The 20,293-nt window shown below is 47.4% G+C and carries 15 protein-coding genes; 2 read left to right on the plus strand and 13 right to left on the minus strand.

Annotated elements, in window-relative coordinates:
- Window positions 1-114: 114 nt before the first annotated feature.
- The 8 genes from HYR79_09610 to HYR79_09645 all read right to left on the minus strand — a co-directional run bounded on the left by HYR79_09610 (window position 115) and on the right by HYR79_09645 (window position 8,224).
- Window positions 115-1,824, minus strand: a complete 1,710-nt coding sequence (locus HYR79_09610) for a c-type cytochrome (protein ID MBI1821951.1) — start codon at window positions 1,822-1,824, stop codon at window positions 115-117.
- A gap of 135 nt (window positions 1,825-1,959) precedes the next feature.
- Window positions 1,960-2,853, minus strand: a complete 894-nt coding sequence (locus HYR79_09615) for a cytochrome c (protein ID MBI1821952.1) — start codon at window positions 2,851-2,853, stop codon at window positions 1,960-1,962.
- A 103-nt stretch (window positions 2,854-2,956) separates the two neighbouring features.
- Window positions 2,957-4,120 carry a nitric oxide reductase gene (locus tag HYR79_09620; GenBank protein MBI1821953.1) on the minus strand — a complete coding sequence of 388 codons (1,164 nt, stop codon included), beginning with the start codon at window positions 4,118-4,120 and terminating at the stop codon, window positions 2,957-2,959.
- 119 nt (window positions 4,121-4,239) lie between these two features.
- On the minus strand, window positions 4,240-6,174 hold the full coding sequence (locus HYR79_09625; GenBank protein MBI1821954.1) for a hypothetical protein: 1,935 nt from the start codon (window positions 6,172-6,174) through the stop codon (window positions 4,240-4,242).
- Window positions 6,175-6,682: 508 nt separating this feature from the next.
- Entirely contained in the window at window positions 6,683-7,594 is a 912-nt protein-coding gene (locus HYR79_09630) for a formylglycine-generating enzyme family protein (protein ID MBI1821955.1), read from the minus strand.
- Between the two features lie 13 nt (window positions 7,595-7,607).
- Window positions 7,608-7,802: a hypothetical protein gene (locus HYR79_09635; GenBank protein ID MBI1821956.1), complete on the minus strand. Its 195-nt coding sequence runs from the start codon at window positions 7,800-7,802 to the stop codon at window positions 7,608-7,610.
- Window positions 7,803-7,829: 27 nt separating this feature from the next.
- The gene (locus HYR79_09640) at window positions 7,830-8,072 is read right to left on the minus strand and encodes a hypothetical protein (protein MBI1821957.1); all 243 of its coding nucleotides are present in this window, start codon (window positions 8,070-8,072) and stop codon (window positions 7,830-7,832) included.
- Window positions 8,072-8,224 (minus strand): hypothetical protein, encoded by a 153-nt coding sequence (locus HYR79_09645; GenBank protein MBI1821958.1) that lies wholly within the window; start codon window positions 8,222-8,224, stop codon window positions 8,072-8,074. The genes HYR79_09640 and HYR79_09645 overlap by 1 nt, the downstream gene beginning before the upstream one ends.
- Before the next feature lie 381 nt (window positions 8,225-8,605).
- Here HYR79_09645 and HYR79_09650 point away from each other — a divergent pair, with 381 nt between their 5' ends.
- Entirely contained in the window at window positions 8,606-8,845 is a 240-nt protein-coding gene (locus tag HYR79_09650; protein ID MBI1821959.1) for a hypothetical protein, read from the plus strand.
- Here HYR79_09650 and HYR79_09655 read toward each other — a convergent pair.
- From HYR79_09655 to HYR79_09670, 4 genes are all read right to left on the minus strand, one after another.
- Window positions 8,840-9,733 carry a formylglycine-generating enzyme family protein gene (locus HYR79_09655; protein MBI1821960.1) on the minus strand — a complete coding sequence of 298 codons (894 nt, stop codon included), beginning with the start codon at window positions 9,731-9,733 and terminating at the stop codon, window positions 8,840-8,842. The two genes, HYR79_09650 and HYR79_09655, sit on opposite strands and share 6 nt — an antisense overlap.
- 69 nt (window positions 9,734-9,802) lie before the next feature.
- Window positions 9,803-10,615, minus strand: coding sequence for a carboxypeptidase regulatory-like domain-containing protein (locus HYR79_09660; GenBank protein MBI1821961.1), 813 nt, complete (start codon window positions 10,613-10,615; stop codon window positions 9,803-9,805).
- Between the two features lie 176 nt (window positions 10,616-10,791).
- The gene (hemG, locus tag HYR79_09665; GenBank protein MBI1821962.1) at window positions 10,792-12,174 is read right to left on the minus strand and encodes a protoporphyrinogen oxidase; all 1,383 of its coding nucleotides are present in this window, start codon (window positions 12,172-12,174) and stop codon (window positions 10,792-10,794) included.
- A gap of 143 nt (window positions 12,175-12,317) precedes the next feature.
- Window positions 12,318-14,084 (minus strand): ABC transporter ATP-binding protein, encoded by a 1,767-nt coding sequence (locus HYR79_09670; GenBank protein MBI1821963.1) that lies wholly within the window; start codon window positions 14,082-14,084, stop codon window positions 12,318-12,320.
- Between the two features lie 869 nt (window positions 14,085-14,953).
- Here HYR79_09670 and mtnA point away from each other — a divergent pair.
- Window positions 14,954-15,988, plus strand: coding sequence for an S-methyl-5-thioribose-1-phosphate isomerase (gene mtnA / locus HYR79_09675; GenBank protein ID MBI1821964.1), 1,035 nt, complete (start codon window positions 14,954-14,956; stop codon window positions 15,986-15,988).
- 11 nt (window positions 15,989-15,999) lie between these two features.
- Here mtnA and HYR79_09680 read toward each other — a convergent pair.
- The coding region (locus HYR79_09680; GenBank protein ID MBI1821965.1) for an FG-GAP repeat protein at window positions 16,000-20,293 on the minus strand (4,294 nt) is incomplete at its 5' end.

Genomic DNA, 20,293 nt, shown 5'->3' on the forward strand with positions numbered 1-20,293 from the left:
TTAAATCCGAAAGACGGGTTGGTTTAAGTGGAAAGAAAAAAATAACGGGAGGGGTGTTCCCCTCCCGTTTAAGCGTCTAAAAAAGTCAAACAGAATCTAATCGTAAAATCTTTTCTATTTTTTCTTTTTTTCGAATTTCCGACGGAGCCAAAATTCAAAACCAATGACGACCAGCACCACAACCGGCGGGATAACATAAACGTTGTTCGGTACCGGCGGTTTCAGGATCGTATAATACCAGGTCGAGATAGAGGTTTTTGCACCCTTATCACCGTTATTCCCATCCCAGATATAAAAGGAAGTTGGAATATATTGACCCAAAGTAAATTGGACTTCGTTATCTTTGTCGTTCGTGAGCCGGTCACGTTTTAAGATGACTTTCCAACGCCCGTCTTTATATTCCGAGGCAACGATCTTTACATTTTTTCCATCTCTGGGTGTTAACGGATTAGAAATTCCTTTTCCTGTATACTCGTTAATACCGCCCGCAGCATTCCATTTCCATAGATCAACAGGGTTCTTCTCATCTCCGAAAATAAACCTTGGTTTTTCGGGTGCAGCAAGCTGTTCCCACTTTGCCGGAAACTGGATTCCAATTGAATCATTATAGACAGACCAGCCATCCTGGCCCTTAACGGCAACAGGCTCACCCCCTGGAGGAACTTCCTTAACATCGGCCGGCTGAAGTTCGTAATTTCCTGATTCTGGTTGAGCAACACTCTTATTTCGATCATCCCACTCAAAATAATAGGCTATTTCCTTATCATTATAAAGGGATTTAACCCAAACCTCATCAACCAGACGGACAAAATTCCTCGGCTTTTCCGTAATTTGCCCTGCTAAACCAACATAGGTAGATTCTGCCGAGACCCATTTTGGGTCATTCGTGTCAGACGGTATTTCACCTTTGTTGTAACCCGATTTAACCACAAATTGCAAGACTGGTTTCGCGGTCAAAGGGTCAATTTTCTTTGGCGGGCAAAGTGAAATAACGAAGTTTGCCACATTCCATCTATCTTCAGGAGATAAAACGTCCGCAAAGCTTGGCATCGGCGTACCGTTTAAGCCTGTCGACACTTCTCTGAAAATATTTTTTGGGTTGTACGGATCCTCGCGGTTACCTCTGAAATTCCAACATTTACGAAGATCGGCAGGAAGGATCGGGAATCCCCATTCATCTTTCTGGGTTTTGTTCCCATCGCCTCTTCCATCATTACCATGGCATTCTACGCACTTTCCTTTGGTCATGTAAACCAGTTTGCCCTTTTCGATGCTTTCCTTTGAGGTCGCAACCTGTTTTCCAAATTCAATTTTATGAAATTCCTCGGTCTCCTTATCGAGAAAATTTCTGTCTTTCACAAGTTCGGTTCGGACGAACCGCACAACCTGCATACGTTCTTTGTCGCTTAAGATCCCTGCCCATGAAGGCATGGCTGACCCAGGTAGACCGTGTGTAACGGTCAAGAAAAGATCCTCTTCTGTCGGAAGTTCACCCGAAGCCGTATGTCTTATTTTAAATGTCCCCGCGTTAAAATTTCTAGGCCTCGGCCAAAGGCGGTCAGCCGCGGGTCCGTCTCCCGCGCCGGTTGGCCCATGACACCAAACGCATTTTCTAAAATAAATATTCTTGCCCGACTCTAAATCTTCCGGGCTCGCTTTATCAGGCCTTCCAGGCGAAACTGAAACTTTCTCGGCGCCCGCTTTCTTCTCCTCCGCTGACCCTAACACGATGAAAAACAGGGAAAAGAAGGAAAAAGCAGCCAAACCGGCCAGGCTTAAGAGAAATGGTTTGCTTTTAATCCGATACCAGATGTCTTTTTTCATTGATTGTGTTCTCCCTTAAATACCACTTCTATGCTTACATATCCTTGAGGGCCCGTCCGGTTTCACTTCGTGAAATCCTCCAATGCCCCCAAACCCCGCGCTCGCCCAGGCAAAGCCTGTTCCTCGCTTACAATATTAATCCCATGTCCTTGGATAATAACCGGTATGCCAGTATTCGAATTCAATCACCTTCCACATTTCATCGGTGGTCAAATGTTTTTCCCAGGGAGGCATTGCAGAGGCCCATGGGAAACCTTCTCTTGGCAGACCAATTCCCCCTTTTGCCACACGCCAGAAAACAAAGGTTTCCTGCAATTGCGCGATGGTGCCGGGATCGGTAAAGTTAGCCGGAATCGGGTTAAAGGCAAAAGCAAACATTCCCCGGGCATCCAGGTTATCGCCATGGCAAAAATGACAATTCTGGAAAAATATTTCGCCGCCTTCCCTGACATATTTCATGTAGGGGGGAGCTTTTTCATCAAAAGGATTGGCCTTTAAATATTTGTTTTCGATTCCTTCGGAATATTTACCCTGTTCATCAACTCTGAAAGGACTTTTAGCTTCTTGTAAAACCATATTTGAACCATGGACCTGGATAGCGCCAGGAGGGGCGGGATGCACGGTTCGTAATTCAATCGGTTCCTGAAAATTTGGTTTTATAAAATTATAGGCTCCGATTCCAGCAAGAACCGGAAAAACACCAAACGTGATCATTCGAACAGTTTTAAACCCGGGAGTCCGTGCCTCCAGGGTTTTGATAATCGGATCTTGAAACTCGTTCCAGGAGGAGTCTGTGCTCGAAAGCAGCAAGAAAACCACAAGGCAGATTAAACCCATATAGGTATACAGCAAAGCTGATGGAATGGGCGGAAAGATTACAAATTTGAAAATGAAGTAAGCTGCCAGAACAAATAAAATGCCCTGGAAAAACCGCGAAACTCCTCTTCCAAAGGTTTTTTTCAAGAAATAGTTCCCTGCTAAAAACAAAATCAGAGTCAAAATTTCTATCAATATTAACTCTATGGGCATTGCGCCTGGTATCCACAATCCTTTCACCGCATTTCCCCCTCTTTATTTTGGATGTTCATTTTATGAATAACCTGAAAATTTGATTAATTTAAATCGTGAATCTTTATCCCCCTGGCGGAGGCGCCATACCATCTTTCTTTGCCACACCCGCATCAATGGATAATAAAAAATCAGCCAGATTCGAGATCGCCTCATAAGTCATTTTTTTCGAAAAATCTTTTGGCATCGGCGATTCCGTTGGAGTTGCCTTTGGCGCAAAACCTGGAACGATAAACGCGTTTGGATTGACAATCGATTCCATAATATACTCTTTAGGGGATGCCGCGTGCGCCGCTCCGGCTTTCACCCGTGCCAGATACTCTGGCGAGGATATCCGTTTTTTAGCATTTGTTCCTTCAATCAGCATCGGGCCAACGGTGCCAAAACGCGCTGCCGTTGTCGGAATCTTATGACAGGCGACACACCCCATTTTCATAATGATATCCTGCGGTTTTTCCGCGCCGGTTAAAATAACCGGACCTTTCGGAGCACCGCCGGCGGACGCTTCAGCAGAGGCAGGCTTTGGCCGGTCAGACTCGGGAATGAATTTTTCATATGCCGCCCTGATCTCTTTTGGGGTAGGCGGGGTTTCCCCTTCGCGAACATAGAGCCACGTATCCACGGCAATTTGTTCATCAATGGATAGACCAATCGGCGCCTTGTGGATGGTCGGCATCGGGCTTTCTTTATCGTTTGAACCCTTCACCCCAAATCCGGGGACCACAAAACAGGCGGGACAGGAATGTGATTCAGCAATATATTCTTCGGCTGTCGCGGCTCTTCCGCACCCTGAACAGGATTCTTTAACACTGGTAACCTGGGTTTTATAGATAGGGCTTTTGATAGTCGCTTCCGCTCTCTTTGCAATACCGGATAAATTCGGAGCCCTTTCGCTTAATGCTCCGGCCTTAAAACCGTGACAGAGAGGACATTGCCCCTTACCCGCGCCTGTCATTGTTCCAGGATCGTCGAAAATGATTTTTGCGCCCATTTCCGCGAGTTTATCGGAAGACATGGCATCGACATTACCCAGGGACGCGGATGTTTCAGGCGGAACTTCCCCTCTCGTCTGAGGAAGCCAGTTTGCGTAACTTGCAAAACCGCCCGTCACCAGCATAAAGAATCCCATTGTTAAGATCAGGGATTGCGCTCCTTTTAATTTAGAAGAGATGGCCATTAAAAATAACGCTATCCCCAACATACTTAAAGCTAAAGTTAACTTATCCACTTAGTTCTCCTTATTTCTGATAATTCTTCGATCTGCTTACAATAAGGCATAAAAATAACGGTGTAACGCCCGCTGAAACAAAATGGCCTTTTTACAGATGTAAAAAGGCCATTCATTTTTTACTCAGAGGCTCCTGCGATAGCATGTCCGCCGGTGGTTTTAACTTTAACCGCCGGAGAGTCTTCCATCGAAGGAACATCCCTGTGGCCGGCAGAAAGTTCTGCTAACCAGAAGACAAAAAGTGAAAAAATCCAAAAAATAACCACGTTCACCGACATCACGTTAGACGCAAAGCCAATCGGGTGGGTAAACGCCCAAGGCGAGTTGTCCCGCATAATTTCCATGGCATGCCAGAACAAACGGACTGAAGAGCGGATATACCCCATTAAGGCCATCAACCAGGTAAATGAAACCCCTAAAGCGAACATGGCAAATTGAGAACGGTTGGAAATGGTTCCCCATAAGATAGGGCCGGTCGATTTAGCCCCTTTTAGCATCGCCAGGTTCAGGGCCGTTCCCGCAAATAAACAGGTCAATGTCCCGGCCACCTGGGGAACCGAGAGCCCGACCCTGACGTTTGCAGGGATGTAATATCCATAAATGGCAAGCCACCAGTTATTGAAGAGCGCCACGCCAAACATACTGAATAAAAGGGCATTTCCGAGGTTAGCCCATTTCACCGTGATAATTTTATTTGCTCTTTGATAAATAATAAAAGCAAAAATGGTGATCATCAGCATGGTGTTCACGGCGCCATTTTTCGCGGACATGACGCCAAAGTTACCCACCACCGGATGTTGTTGTCCCCCGATCGCCTTTAACTCCGAAGCCTTCATGACCAGAGTGTGAGGGGTTAACCAGACCAGAAAAGCGACAGTCATTCCGAAGAAAACATACTTAATAACACGGTCATACCGCTCTGCGCCTTTCATTCTCTGCATCCCGTTGAAAAGGTAGTAAACCACCGCAAAGAACAAGGCGCCGATTAAGACAGCCTGAAGAATAAAGAGCCAGGCCAACAAACCGCCCATCAGGGTAATTCCCATCTGTTGACGATAAGCATAAACCTCTCTCATCAGCCAATAACCGGCGAAAGGAAGGGGAATAAGGGAACCGACCGCGAAGAACATGGCAATATACCCCATCCAGTCATAATAAGCCTTTTGCTCTTTTGTTTTGGCGGAAAGAAATTTATACGCCGAATAGGCGGCGACGATTCCACCTCCAAACACCATGTTCCCGATAATTCTATGGATGTTAATCGGATTCCAGAGCGCGCTATGGAGCAAGTGGGCATAATTACCAAGAAATTGTCCCTTTTCATCAACGCCGGAAGGGGCCATCATGAAAGCAAGCCAGGAATTTGCCAGCATCATCAAAGTCGTTCCAAACACGTTTAACAAAATTCCCAATGTGGCATGGACCCATTTCAAAAAACCCTCTTCCATGCTATGCCATCCATAATAGTAAATATAAAGGGTTCCGCTTTCTGCCAGGAAGAGGAGCGCATAGATGTGCATGAAGGGCCTGAACAGGGAGGCAACATAACCAAAAACACCCGGATAGAGTGTAATAAAGCCGAAAATTAAGAGCCCCCCTAAAATGGCGGTCACGGAATAGGCCGTTAAACTGATCTTGATAAAATCGTAGGCTAATTGGTCATATCGTTTACTGGCCACCGGATCTTTCACGAGAAGAGCGACAAGCTCAATGACCATACAAAAGATGGGAACCGCCAGAACAAAACTCCCAAAGAAAAGATGCTGTTGGGCCACGGTCCAGATCAGAAGACGGCTTTCACCGAACACACCGGGCAACTTCGTGCTCGGATAATCCTGCGCGGTTAAATGGGGCGCCGGAGGACCAGAGACTGGACCATCGGTTTTATAATAAACGTCTTTTCCTGTAGGAGGAGGACCTGCCGGGGCAGCGGCATCTTCAGCAACTGCCGTCGTGGATTGAAGGAGTGGGAGAACAAAAGAAAAAATTGAAAGGAACATCATCCCTAAAAGCGCGAGGGACACATATTTTTTTGATTTTTTTAGGGTCTTCATATTGGACTCCATTGAAATTTTAAGTTCTTCTAACGTCCTGAATCCTTGCGTCGATTACCAAAAATAACGATTTAAAATACGCTTCTTATGAATTCAAAATATTTCAATCCCTGGATACCCATGAGGAACCAATCTAAAAATTGGAAATAACAGAACCAACCCGCGATTCCAATAAGAACACCCACAGCGATATTATTCATAAAAATCCCCCGTAAATTAAAATTAAAAAATAGGGTATAAACCCCCATTTACTTTAAAAGTAGAACTTATATGTTTCCCAACCAGAAAATAAATAAGATAGAAATAATTCCTACCGCTATATAAAGAATCGGACCGGCTTGTTTCGGCATTTTGTCCATGTTTCCCTCGTTTTGTTTATATCAATTTCAATATTTAGGACTCTAAATTTAGAGCTGCTTGGAAGCTATGAATATGATTTTTTCCAGCACGAAAACTCGCACGAAAAATAATCTATGGGAGGGCAATGTACTACACTCTTTTTTAGTTGTCAAGCACTTTTCGCACATCTAAATCCGATTGTTACATCCCGGTATTCAGGAAGCATTTTAAACCGGATCGTGGCCTCTCCCCTAAGAATAGAATCGTTCCAGGACCCGCCCCGAATCACTTTAGATTGACCTGTTTCCGGTCCGGAAGGATTTAAGTTTAACAACGTTTTATACGCATTTTGGTCATACCAGTCATTAACCCATTCCATCACGTTTCCAGCCATATCATAAACACCAAGAGGGCTTTTATCCATTTTAAAACTCCCGACGGGGGCGGTATAAAAATAGCCGTCTTTATCCCCCGCGAAATTAGCATTGAGCAAATTTTCTTCGTTTCCCCAAGGCCATTTTTGCTGATTCACACCCTTTGCGGCTTTTTCCCATTCGGCCTCAGTGGGAAGCCTTTTCTTTTTCCATAAGCAATAATCTTTCGCATCTTCCCAGGAAACCCCGACAACGGGATTGTAAGGATTCATCAAAAGAGGCAGTCCCTCTGAACCGACTGCCAGATATCCGGCTAACCGCGGTTTTCGATGTCCGGTTTTAGCGACAAACTCATAGTATTGCGCAAATGTCGTTTCATATTTATCAATAGCGTAGACCTGTAAAAAAACCTTCCGGCCAGGGCGGACGGAAAAATCTCCTGAAGAATCGCCCAGCGTAAAATAACCCGCAGGAATAGCGACCATCGTCTCATATTCCTCATTTATTTTTACAACTTTAATATTGGCTTCTGCTTTTGCAAAACCTTCCGTTGTCTTTTTAATTTTTTCAGAGAGGGGGGTGAAAGGTTCGTCCTGCGGCCTGGAGGCCGGGGTGGCGGTCTTGCTGCCCCGTTTGATAGCCACCTGGATAACCACCACAAAAACCAGCATGATGGAAAAGAAAATATAAACGAGGTATTTGTTCAAAATAGAGGCCTAATTAATAAGCTTTTGAATCGCTTTTTGCCATCGTCCCCGTCCCGGTTTCTATTGCATCCGATGTGTTCTTGAGCCGTGAACGATCCGGGTTTTTTTGAGCATTTTTCCGTTCGACCATCTGACCCGCAAATAAACCGGCTAAAAACACCGCAGATGCGTAAAATGTGACATAAAAGGCGTACAAAAAATGTTTCATAAAAGACTCTCCGTTTGGGTTCCCTATCTAAAAAGGGTTTGTTTTGACTTCCGTCCCCGCTTTCGTAAGGGCCGATTTTTTCATTTTAGCCAACTGATTCAACCAGCGGCGCTCCAGCCTCTGACCATATTGCATGCCAAGCAAAAAAAAAGTTGAAGTAAATAAAATCATATATCGGACATAAAGCTTTCCCAGGTACTGATCAATGATTATCACCGCCAGGGATATGATGATAAAGAAAATAATATAAAATTTAGTTTTAAAGCCCATTAGTTTTCCCGGGAACTTCCATTTAGCAATGCAATCCGGGCCCGCTCCTTTTTCCTTCCCGTCCGGAATCCCATGATAAAAAAGAAGGAGGTCATGGCAATCACGGATAATGGATATAATAAATAATGCCCCACCAATGAATAGTATCCCATGCAGATCCTTTTCTTAAAAAAAATATTATAGTGAAATTTTGAGGCGAACGTCAAGGTCTGAATTTATCCCAAGAACATAGCGATAGAAAGTTGTCATTGCGAGCGAAGCGAAGCAATCTCGCCATCGTGAACCGAGATCGCCACGCACCCTGCGGGCGCTCGCGATGACAGGCAAAACAAGGAGTTACAAATCCTATCGCTGTTCTTGGGTTTATCGCGATTGACTGAATGATCTGCTCTAAGAATAACCTGCCTGCCGTCCGTTTTTATGGGTTTTCTTAACCCAAGAACAGAGTTAGAAAGCTGTCATTGCGAACAAAGTGAAGCAATCTCAAGACTTTACGATAAGATTGCCACGCACCCTTCGGTGCTCGCAATGACATGATTAATAAGTGGGTGCGAAGTCTATCGCTGGTCTTTTTAGAGAACCTTAAGCGCCGGTTTCAGGATCTGATTTTCAGGTTCTTAATAAAAAAGAGGTTGGGTAATTCTATGGAAACTGAAGTTAAAGAAAAGAAGGCTAGAAATAAAGCCATTTTCGATTATATTATTTTGTTGGGAATGGTGGTGAACATCATTTTTGCCGTTTTCATGGTTCTCTATTATTTCAATCTTTTATAAATCCTTTGCGCACCGAAACCCGATCACAGCGCTGGTCTGATGGGGCGCCGCCTGAAATCTTTTCGCCGTCCTGACGTTCATTGATCCATCATCCCAGCTTCCCCCCCGGTATCCCTTAAACTTGCCCTTTTCAGGCCCCCTGGGATTTTGAAACGGCCCGGACAGGTAATAATTTCCATCATACCAGTCTTCAACCCACTCCCCGATATTCCCGGCCATATCATAAAGGCCGTAGGGACTCCTCCCTTTTTCAAACTTTCCCGGAGGCGCGGTATATTTAAACCCATCCTCTTCCCCCTGAACATTTGCCGCTTTGTCCACCCATTCGTTTCCCCACGGCCATTTCAAGCCCCGCTCGCCACGGGCGGCCTTTTCCCATTCCGCTTCAGTGGGGAGCCTTTTGCCCGCCCATTGACAATAGTTACGGGCTTCGGTCCACGAAACCCCGTTAACAGGCTGATCATCCTTTGTAATCAAAGCGGGATTGTCCATAAAAACCGGAACGACCGGTTTTGCATCCGACACAATGGCTTTTAAATAATTTTTATACTGGCCATGAGTAACCTCGTAAAGATCCATATAGAATGAGTTCAAAAAAATCGTTCTTTGGGGACTTTCATCGGGATCACTCTCCACGGGAGGACTTCCCATAACAAAGGTTCCTTCTGATACAAGAACCATGGGCGCCCCATCTACAACCCCATTGATTATTTTTAATCCCGCAAAACGCATGGGGTCACGAACCTCCACGACTTCCTCTTTTTTAACCACGAAAGCTTTTTTCTCGTTTTGATACCCTTTGATTCCCTCCCACACCAGCGTCACAATCATTAGAATGAATGCAACCAGGGCAGAAAAAATCCCGTAATAGAGTGCGTCTTTTTTCATATCTTGATTTCGAAAAAAAAACAGGCTGAGATTTTGTCTCAGCCTGTTTAAGATTCCTTAAATGAAACCCTACTTTGCGGCAAACGAAAAGTTCGCTGAAGCTTTTCCTCCCGCCGCGACAGTCACATGCGCTTCCTGCAACCCTAACGTCGGATGCCAGGCATGAATTTCATATTCCCCGGGAGGAATTCCATCAATGGTGAAAGTCCCGTCTTCGCCGACAATGGCGTAATAGGGGTTGGCCACCGGAAAGTAATAGGAATTCATATAGTTGTGCTGGTCGCATTGCAGATGAAAAGTGCTTTCCGGTTTTCTCTGAATTACGGGCTTATTAATGGTTTGACCTTTATCCGGAAGAGGAAGGTTAAATATCGTCGAATTGCTCGAACCCTTCTCTTCATATAAATGAGGATTATGAAGAACCCCCGTTGCGGCTTTAGGATCGGAAGGATCGGCATCCAGGTTTTTCACGCGGAATTCAGCTTTTTTCACCACAACCCCCACAAACTGAGAAGGACCGCCTTGAACCAAAAACCGGCAGGTATCCGCCGTGGTATCTGTTCCGGCAAATTTAAAGGGCTTCCCTTTTTCAATCTTTTCGATGGCAACGACGACGTCTTTTAGTCCGCCGTCTTTCCCGACACTGACTTCATGAAGGAGTCGATGTCCTTTTCCATCCGTGTCCACCTTGCCGCAGAATTTTGGCTGAGGAAATTTTTCAAGATCAAATGTCTTGGGAGCAGGAACCGCCCCTTTAAACGACACTTTTCCACTCACCGCTCCTCCATTCGCAACTGGAGCCTCTTCGTACCCGAATACCGGCGCCCCGGCAAACAGGAATGCAATTGCGGTTAAAACAATCCCTTTTCCAAAACCACGCATACAATCTCCTTTCAAAGATGATTGAGGATAATCACTTCCTCAAAGTTTATTTTTATCTGTTAAATCTAAATGTTATTGATTTGAATCCCAAAAATATTTATGGAGCATACCCCCTTTAAAAATAGTGTTGGAGTATAGGTTAAACTCAAAACCTTGTCAAGGCTTATTTCAATTTTTCAATTTTGGCATTTCATCTTCAACGCAATCGATTTTCCTAATTTCAGCCCCTGTGAAAGACAGTCCCAGACAGACACTCCCTTTAAATAATTGCCGGCAAGATAAAGTCCGGGAATCTGGCTGAGCTCTTTTTCAATCGCTTCAAGTTTTAAATGATGAGACAAGTCATACTGCGGGATTGCACGTGGATGTCGAGTAACATTCACAAATTCCGGTCGATTTTTTACGCCAACCAGGGTTTTTAATTCATTCAGAGTCAGATTAACCAGCTCATCGTCTCTCTTCTGTAACATATGGCTGTTTCTCACCCCTCCCAGAAAACAGGTTAGAATCGTCTTTCCTTCAGGAGCTCTCCCCGGGTAGAGATTCGAATTGACTCTAAACCCAAGAAGGCTGAAATTCTCCTTCTTGGGTATTAAACACCCCGAACCTTGAAAAGGTTTCGTCAGGTTCGATTTTGGAAAACCAAAGTTAATAATGATCACCGGAGCATAGAGAATGGATTCAAGTTGCTTTGAAAGGCCAGGCGACAAATGGTTCGCGAGCTTGGCGGACTCATACGCCGGAGCGGCCAGAACAACCGAATCCGCTTCAATTTGCCTGGTCATCCCTTTGCCTTTGTGGTTTGCTGTCAGAACAAACTTTCTTCTTTCAGAGGCTTTTTTGGAAAGCGACGTGATGTCGGTTTCATTCTCAAACCCTTCCCCGATTATTTTAGCCAGGGTTTGGGTTAAACTTCCCATCCCGTTTTTAAATGAAAAGAGATCGATTCGTTTATCCCGTTTTTCCTCCTTTCTCTTCTTTACAAAACCTTTTAAAAGGCTTCCGTATCTTTCTTCAAGAAGGCATAACCTTGAAAAAGTAGCCTCCATTGAAAGCGTTTCCGGATCGCCGGCATAAATTCCTTCTATCATCGGGTCAACGACATAATTGAGGAATTCTTTTCCAAACCGCCTTTGGACAAATTGAGAGATGCTTTCGTTTTTTTTAAAGGGAAGCGGAGAAATAAAAGGCTCTGCCACGACTCTCATCTTTCCTGTAAAGCTTAACAGGGGGGTAAAAATAAATTCTTTCGGGGTGCGCGGAAGCGGTACCATCGTCCCATTTTTCAAAATATATCGGGATTTAGACTCTTGTGATTGGAAAATCTTTTCCTGGTCGAGGCCGAGCTCGTGACAAAAGCCATCCAGCTGGGCGTTTATATTTAAAAGGGAATTAGGTCCCAATTCAATTAAATAGCCTCCTTTATTTTCGCTTCGGATAAATCCGCCGGCCGCCCTTTCCTTTTCAAAAAGGGAAACATCGACACCTTCTTTCTTTAGAGAATAGGCTATGGAAAGTCCGGTGATCCCGCCGCCAACAACAACCGCTTTACCGTTCATTGCTTTTTATACCTATCATATTTATTCAGGGGATCTTTAATAGGGGCTCGCGTCGCCCCCTTCACCGGCAAAGCCGGATGAAGCTTTCCCCTCTCGCTCGCTTTGCTCACTGGGTTCCCCACTGGCAAAGCCAGTTGCGTCACTTATTTTTCCACGGAAACGTCCAATCCGGAAAGTTTCACGTTATAAAGCCTGTAATAAAGACCTTGCTTTTTCATCAGCTCCTCGTGATTTCCAGATTCGACGATAGATCCTTTTTCCATCACCAGGATAAGATGAGCAGACTGAATCGTCGATAGGCGATGTGCGATTACAAAGGTGGTTCGATCGGCCATAAAATGGTCCAGGGCATCCTGGATCAGCGTTTCGGATTCGTTATCCAGAGAGGACGTCGCTTCGTCTAAAATCAAAATTCTCGGGTTTTTTAAGATGGCCCGGGCAATCGCAATTCGCTGCCTCTGACCGCCGGAAAGGTTAACTCCTTTTTCTCCCACGATCGTTTCATATTTCATGGGGAAGGTCTGAACAAATTCATCCACATGGGCCGCTCTGGCGGCTTCGGTCATCTCCTCTTCCGTCGCGTCAAGCCTTCCGTAAAGGATATTTTCACGAATGGTCCCGCCAAAAAGAAAAGTTTCTTGCGGAACTAAACCCACCTGGGAATAAAGCTCCTTAAGCCTGACGGTTCCGATATCCCGTCCATCGATCTCAATCGTTCCGGAGATCGGATCATAGAATCGATGTAAAAGATTGACCAGAGTAGTTTTGCCGGCGCCGCTCGGACCGACTAAAGCAACAATTTGTCCGCTGCTTACCGAAAAACTGACGTCTTTCAGGATTTCCCGACCGGGGTCATACCAGAAATTGACATGGTTGAATTTAACATCCCCCTGGATGACACCCATCGAAAGGGCCTCTTTATTTTCCGTTACCATCGGGTTTAAATCCAAAAGCTCAAAAACCCGTTCGGTCGCCCCTTGAATCTCCTTCAACTGAGAAAAAATTCTGGCAAAAGCCGAAAAAGGGAGCATCAAAATCCCGCCATACAGAACAAAGGCGATTAAATCGCCCGGCGTCATTTTACCCTGGATGATCTCCAGACTCCCATACCAGAGGACCATGGCCGCGGCGGTCAAGGTTAAAAAAGTGATCATGGGAACGAAGAGCGCCATGACCTTCGATTTTTGCATGGACAAGTCAAAAACCCGGTTAATCTGCCGGGTAAATCGCTTACCCTCGTCCTCTTCTCTGACAAAGGATTTTACAATTCGAATTCCCGAAATCACCTCTTCCAACAGGGTGCTGTTATCCGCCAGATGATCCTGAAGATCATTGGAAAGTTTTTTCAGCCTCCTTCCAAACAGTTTTGCCACGACAACCAAAAAAGGAATAAGAGCAAGAATCATCAAACAGAGGCGCCAGTTCATGTAAAACAAGATTCCAAGGCCGCCAAAAAGAGTGACAAAATGCTTCGCCAGATCCGATGGAATATTCGTGGCGATCTTTTGAATGACGGTTACATCATTCGTTAATCGGGAAATAATTTCGCCCGTCCGTCGTTTGGCAAAAAAATCAAGAGAAAGACTTTCTAAATGGCAAAAAAGCTTGATTTTAAAATCGGTGACCAGTTTCTGACCCACCCAGGCAATGGTGTAACTCTGAATCATCGAAAAAAGACTCTGAATCAAAAACAAGAGAAGGAGGGTCCAGACGATTACAGTAACGGCCGAAAAATCATGATGCACCATTACTTTATCGACCAGAATCCTTACGTTCCATAGAACACCAAGGTTAATCAGAGCAACCAGAGCGAATAAAAACGCGGCAAAAGAGATGACTTTAGAATAGGGGGCTAAAAAACCAAGAAGCCGTTTAATTTCTCCCCGGTTTTTTAATTTATTTCTTTCCATTTAATTTTAACCTTCTCCGATTTAACCGTTAATTATTAACCAATAGGCCTATTTAAAGTCAATAAAAATCACCACCCAATTGTAATCGTTCAGTCAACGGTCCTCAAGCGCCTGGAACGCCATTCCTTCCGACGCCGATGAATTTATCCTCATCTCTAGATGATGACATTAAGGTTTGGATAAGCAAAATTCATCGAAGTCTCCATCCATGGCATACCAGGCACTTTCGTCAATGCCCACCCTTCACTGAAGGGTTACACCCCATGAGTTATAACCGGTCGAAGAAATGATTGATTTTCCACACATCCACAGATTTCTGTGGATAAACTGTTTATAAGGCGGAATAAAACTTTTCCACCTCTCCGTTTCAGCATTCGCTGGCAAATTGCCTAAATAACGGTCTGTAAAAGATATAAAAATTCAACCGGTTATACCATAATTATTCCGTCTGGCCAATTATTCATGGGCAATAAATGAGCCCAAGAACAGAGTTAGAAAGCTGTCATTGCGAACAAAGTGAAGCAATCTCAAGACTTTACGATAAGATTGCCACGCACCCTTCGGTGCTCGCAATGACATGATTAATAAGTGGGTGCGAAGTCTATCGCTGGTCTTGGAGGAGTTGCAAATCCTATCTCTGTTCCTGGGATGAGGGTTCCTGTTGACAGACCTGCTTCTATTTTCTAATATAAGGCCTCAACCTATATTATTCAGGGGCCTTCGCAACGGAGCTAATGTTTTTAAAAATCTAGTCTCATGTCCGCTGTGAAAACGCTCCCAAAGCCAGCTCGGAGGCTCAATGCCCCCGAACCCCAGCACCAGCACAGGCAAAGCCTGATGCTGGCACTCTTTTTGGAGACCTGTGTTAAATGATACCCACCATTGAATGGAAAAACGGAATGGTCCGAATGCTGGACCAATCCCTCCTCCCCAACAAGGTCGTTTATATCGACTGCAAAACCTACCAAAGAGTAGCTCAAGGAATAAAAGCGTTAAAAATTAGAGGGGCCCCGGCCATTGGGATCGCGGCGGCAATGGGAATCGCTCTGGCGGCGCAATCGATTAAAGCCAAAAATATTTTTGAATTAAAGAAAAAACTGGAGCCCGTTTACGAAATATTTGGAAAAACCAGACCTACCGCGGTCAATCTCTTCTGGGCCATCGGGCGGATGAAAACGTTTCTCGAAGAGACTGAGGATTTGCCCGTTGATCATATCAAAAAACTGTTAATCAAAGCCTCCCAAAAAATCCTCGAAGAAGATATTAAAACGAATCAGACGATCGGTCTTCACGGAAACAAGGTGATTCAAAAGAAGGATGCCATCTTAACCCACTGCAACGCCGGCTCTTTGGCCACAGGAGGTTATGGTACCGCCCTCGGGGTCATCAGGGCTGCCCATTTTTCGGACAAGAATATCCGGGTTTTTGCAGATGAAACCCGCCCTGTTTTGCAAGGAGGACGGCTCACCGCCTGGGAATTGATGGAAGATAAGATAGACGTAACCCTCATTACCGATAGCATGGCGGGCTACCTCATGAGCCGGGGTGAAATTAACGTTTGTATCGTCGGAGCTGATCGAATCGCCAGAAACGGCGATACCGCCAATAAAATAGGAACCTATTCAGTGGCTGTATTGGCCAAAAACCATGGCATTCCTTTTTATGTCGCCGCGCCCCTATCGACGATTGATTTCAGTCTCAGGACAGGGAAAGAAATTCCGATCGAAGAGCGACACCCCTCCGAGGTGACGTCGGTTTTTGGAAAAGTCCAAATTGCTCCCAAAAGGGTAAAAGTTTTTAATCCCGCCTTCGATGTAACCCCTGCCAGGTACATTACCGGAATTATTACCGAAAAAGGAATTTTCAAACCCAAAGACTTAAAAAGTCTCGCAAAACGCTTTTAAACCACCCAAGATCACTTTACGGTCGTTGTTCCACCGTTGGGGCGCGATAAGTTTGTTGCAAGATCCATTGCCTGAATAACGTAGCCATAGGTCCCTGACCGCACTAAAACCCCATTGCCATTTTTACCATCCCAGATAACGGAACTTGCCGCCCCCCCGGCGGGACAGGAGACTCCCGATTTCGTGATTGTCCTTACCAGAGTGCCGGAAGAATTAAATATCTGAACCGTTACGTTACAAGTGACCGATAAATTGTCCGAAACGGTAAAGCGGATCGTCGTCGATTGCCCTCTACTAGGTTTAAAGGGATCGGGGCTATCCGATACCCCGCTTATTACCGGCCGGGTGGTGTCCAAAATGATACTGTCGGAGAAACTTCCAGAAAGGTTCCCCGCCACATCGGTATACCGAACGTAGACTGTCTTGGTCCCATCCCCGGAAGGCAAGGTCCAGGCCTTGCTCATCGCAAAGAGTTCCGGGACTGTGAAGGTTACATTGTCGTTACTAAACTGCATCTGGGCACATCCGCTTAGGGTATCGGCGCAGCCCAGTGTCAGGCTGACCGAGGGGGTGTTCGTCCAAGCGGCGTTCCCGTTGATGACGATTGTTCCGGAAGGGAGAGCCGTATCAAGGTTTACGGCTGGGGAGGTGAAGGTTTTGCTGTTCCCCGCCACATCCGTCACGGTTACGTTTTGAGTCAGCCCCGTTCCATCTACAGTAAAGGAGAGCGGGCTGGGAACGCTGGTGCTGGCCACTCCGGAGAGGTTGTCAGCCGTTGTAAAGGTAATCGTTATGTTGGTATTGTTCCACCCCGCGGAGTTCGGCGCCGGGCTAACCGGCCCAAAGGTGAGGGTTGGCTGGGTCTTGTCGATATTGACCGTGTGGCTTGCGCTCGCGGGATTGCCCGCCGCATCGGTGCAGGTCATGGTCACGACTTGACCGGCGACTTCGGCCGTCACCGTCACGGATGCTGGCACGCAGGTGGCCGCTGACACAGTATCAGTAGCCGTAAAGGTAACCGTTACATCGGCGTTGTTCCAACCATTTCCGTTGGGCAACGGGCTTTGCGTCGCGGTGATCGTCGGGGGAGTGGTATCGCGCACTGTCACCACAACGGTATCCATACTCGTCAGACCACCTGGATCGGTAACCGTAAGCGTTATCGTATTCAGCCCCAGTGGAATGGTGACTGTTGGAGTCGCTCCAGATGCTGTTCCAAATGGCCCCGTCCAGACATAAGTCAGGACATCTCCATCCGGATCGCTGGAGCCGGTTCCATTCAAGGTCACCAAGGCCCCCGCCGGAGAGGTGGCTTCCACCGTCTGATCCGGCCCGGCATTCGCGATGGGCGGGGCATTGACCCGGAGGGTTGTACTACCGCTAATACCTCCGGAGGTCGCTGTGATCGTGGTGTTGCCTGGGATGACGGCGGTAGCCAGCCCATTTGCGTCAATCGTTGCTGCAGTCGGATTGCTGCTGCTCCAGGTCACTTCACCCGAGGGGGTGTAGACCTCGGCCGTGGCAGTGCCTCCCCCCGCGGCCAAGACCTTTCCGTTCGGCAGGAGGGTCGCCGTGTGTCCAGACCTTGCCGTCCCCATAGCCCCCGTGGAACTGAAAGTCCCGGTCGCCGGATCATACAGCTCTGCCGTGGCAAGATAAGTCTGTGGGTAATCACAACAATAACCCTGACTGGGACTCTGTCCACCGGCCACCAGCACCTTTCCGTTGGTCAGGAGGGTCGCCGTGTGAAGAAGCCGCCCAGTCCCCATCGACCCCGTGGCGGTAAAAACTCCCGTGGCCGGATCATACACCTCGGCCGTAACGGTACCAATGTCCTGTGGATACATTCCCCCCGTGACCAGAACTTTCCCGTTGGCGAGCAGAGTCGCTGCATGATAATAATATCGGACTGACGTCATTGATCCCGTGTAGGTAAATATCCCTGTGGCCGGATCATACAGCTCCGCACCGATGCCGTTACCCGTTCCTCCTGTGATCAAGACCTTCCCATTGGGCAGAAGGGTTGCTGTGGGAAAAAATCGTCCCGCGTTCATCGACCCCGTAGGGGTAAAGGTCCCCGTCGCCGGATCATATACCTCCGCTGTAGCATCGAAACCTATGCCGAGCGATCCCCCTGCGACTAAGACCGTTCCATTAGGCAGGAGAACCGCTGCGTGACCAAAACGGGCCCTCCCCATCGACCCCGTGGGGGTAAAAGTCCCCGTGGCTGGATCATACAGCTCTGCAGGGTTGCCCCCCGCGATCAAGACCTTCCCATTGGGCAGGAGAGTCGCTGTATGTCCAGATCTTGCTGTCCCAATTGACCCCGTGGGGGTAAAGACTCCGGTGCCCGGATCGTACAACTCCGCAGTAGATCCTCCCGCGACCAAGACCTTACCATTGGGCAAGAGGGTCGCTGTCTGTCCAAACCACCCCCTTACCGTCCCCATCGATCCGGTGGGAGCCCAGCTGCCGTCGCCAGCGGTCAATATCCGTGTAGACCCATCGCTGAAGGTTCCAGTGGCCGTGAACTGTTGAATCTGGCCTACGTTAATCGTGAAATTGGCCGGGGTCACATCAATGGACACTAAGGACACTAAAAAGGTTGCGGTACAACTCTTGTTGGCAGTCATCACCACAGAGCCAGTGGTGCATTCCGCCGCATCCGGCCCGCTCCACCCGGCAAAGGTCGATCCGGTATTCGCGGTCGCTGAGACCAGGGCGGTCTGATTATAGGTATACGTTCCCGCCCCGCTCACCGTCCCTGAACCTGTTCCGGCCGTTGTCAAAGTCAGGATATAGGTATTGAGAGTAAACGTGGCTGTACAACTCTTGTTGGAAGTCATCACCACCGAGCCGGTGGTGCATTCCGCCGCGTCCGGCCCAGTCCACCCGGTAAAGGTTGATCCGGTGTTCGCGGTCGCTGAGACCAAGGCGGTCTGATTATAGCTATACGTTCCCGCACCGCTCACCGTCCCCGAACCTGTTCCGGCCATTGTTAGAGTAAGGGTATTGGTATTGAAAGCTGAAAGAGAAAAGATGTAATAACTGCCGGCTCCAATCTTGCCCACAACATGACTACTCTCGATCATAACCAGGGGAAAGTCGAAGGTCATGGTTGGAGCTCCAACGATGATCTCCAGCTTACCGTCACCATTGATGTCTCCAAGGTTGTCGACCGAGTTGCCGAAAAGTCGGAAATTAACTGGATCGGGGTTTTCGATCTTTTGAAGGAGTGTTCCCGTCCTTCCTGAGTAGACGTAAACCCGTCCTACGTCCGTCGTAAGCGAACCGCTGGACGACAAAGACACGAGCGGAGCACCGATCAGCAGTTCGGGCACTCTATCACCGTCAAGATCTGGCAGTTTGGTCACTGGACCGCACCCGCAGTTATTACCGCCAAAGAAGTCTTCAGGATTTTCCCCGTCCAGCCGATAGAGGAGGGTTCCGGTCCGGCCTGAGAAGACATACACACTTCCCGCATCAAGTTTCCCATTCGGGTTTGCCGCCGGCGCCGCCACTACCAAGTCACCAACCCCGTCACCGTCCAAATCCCCGATCGAATCGACACCTCCGCAGCAACCACCAAAAAGATCGTTCGGATGTTCACCGTTCAATCGATACAACAGCGGAAATTGGTGAGTGATGGGATCGATCTTCCCGGAGTAGATGAACACACTCCCGGCATTATTCATTCCGTTCGGTCGTGCAGAGGGCGCCCCGACCATAAAATCCGGCACACCATCACCATTGACATCTCCCGCCTCCGAGACGGCGTCGCCGAACTCATTAGTTCCGAAAACACTGTTTGGATAAGGATTCGGACCATCTGGATCGTCGATCCGCGCGATCAGAGCGCCGGTCGCCCCATCGACAATCTTGACGTAACCAATGCCCGTCGTACTATTATCCGGCGCACCAATTAACAATTCCGGAATTCCATCGCCGTTGAGATCTCCAATGCTTGCCAGGCACCAACCCAGATTATCTCCAGACGCATCGCCATCCACTCGATAGATCACATGCCCATCCGCACCCGAAATCGCGTAGGCGCTTCCGGGGCCATCAAACCCATAGGAGGTGGTTCCTGAAAACGGCGCGCTGACCAACAGATCAGACTTTCCATCACGGTCAAGGTCTCCGGCTTCGACCATATACCAGCCGAAGATCGACTGTTCCGTGCCATTGGGGTTCGAAATCGTTCGAATTAATGATCCAGTTCGTCCTGAATAGATGTAAACAGCCCCAGCGCCAGTCGCCGTTGGGTAGATCGTCCCGGTCTGCGGGGCGCCAACCGCGATATCT

This window comes from Nitrospirota bacterium, assembly GCA_016178585.1.
Classification (GTDB): Bacteria; Nitrospirota; Nitrospiria; order JACQBW01; family JACQBW01; genus JACOTA01.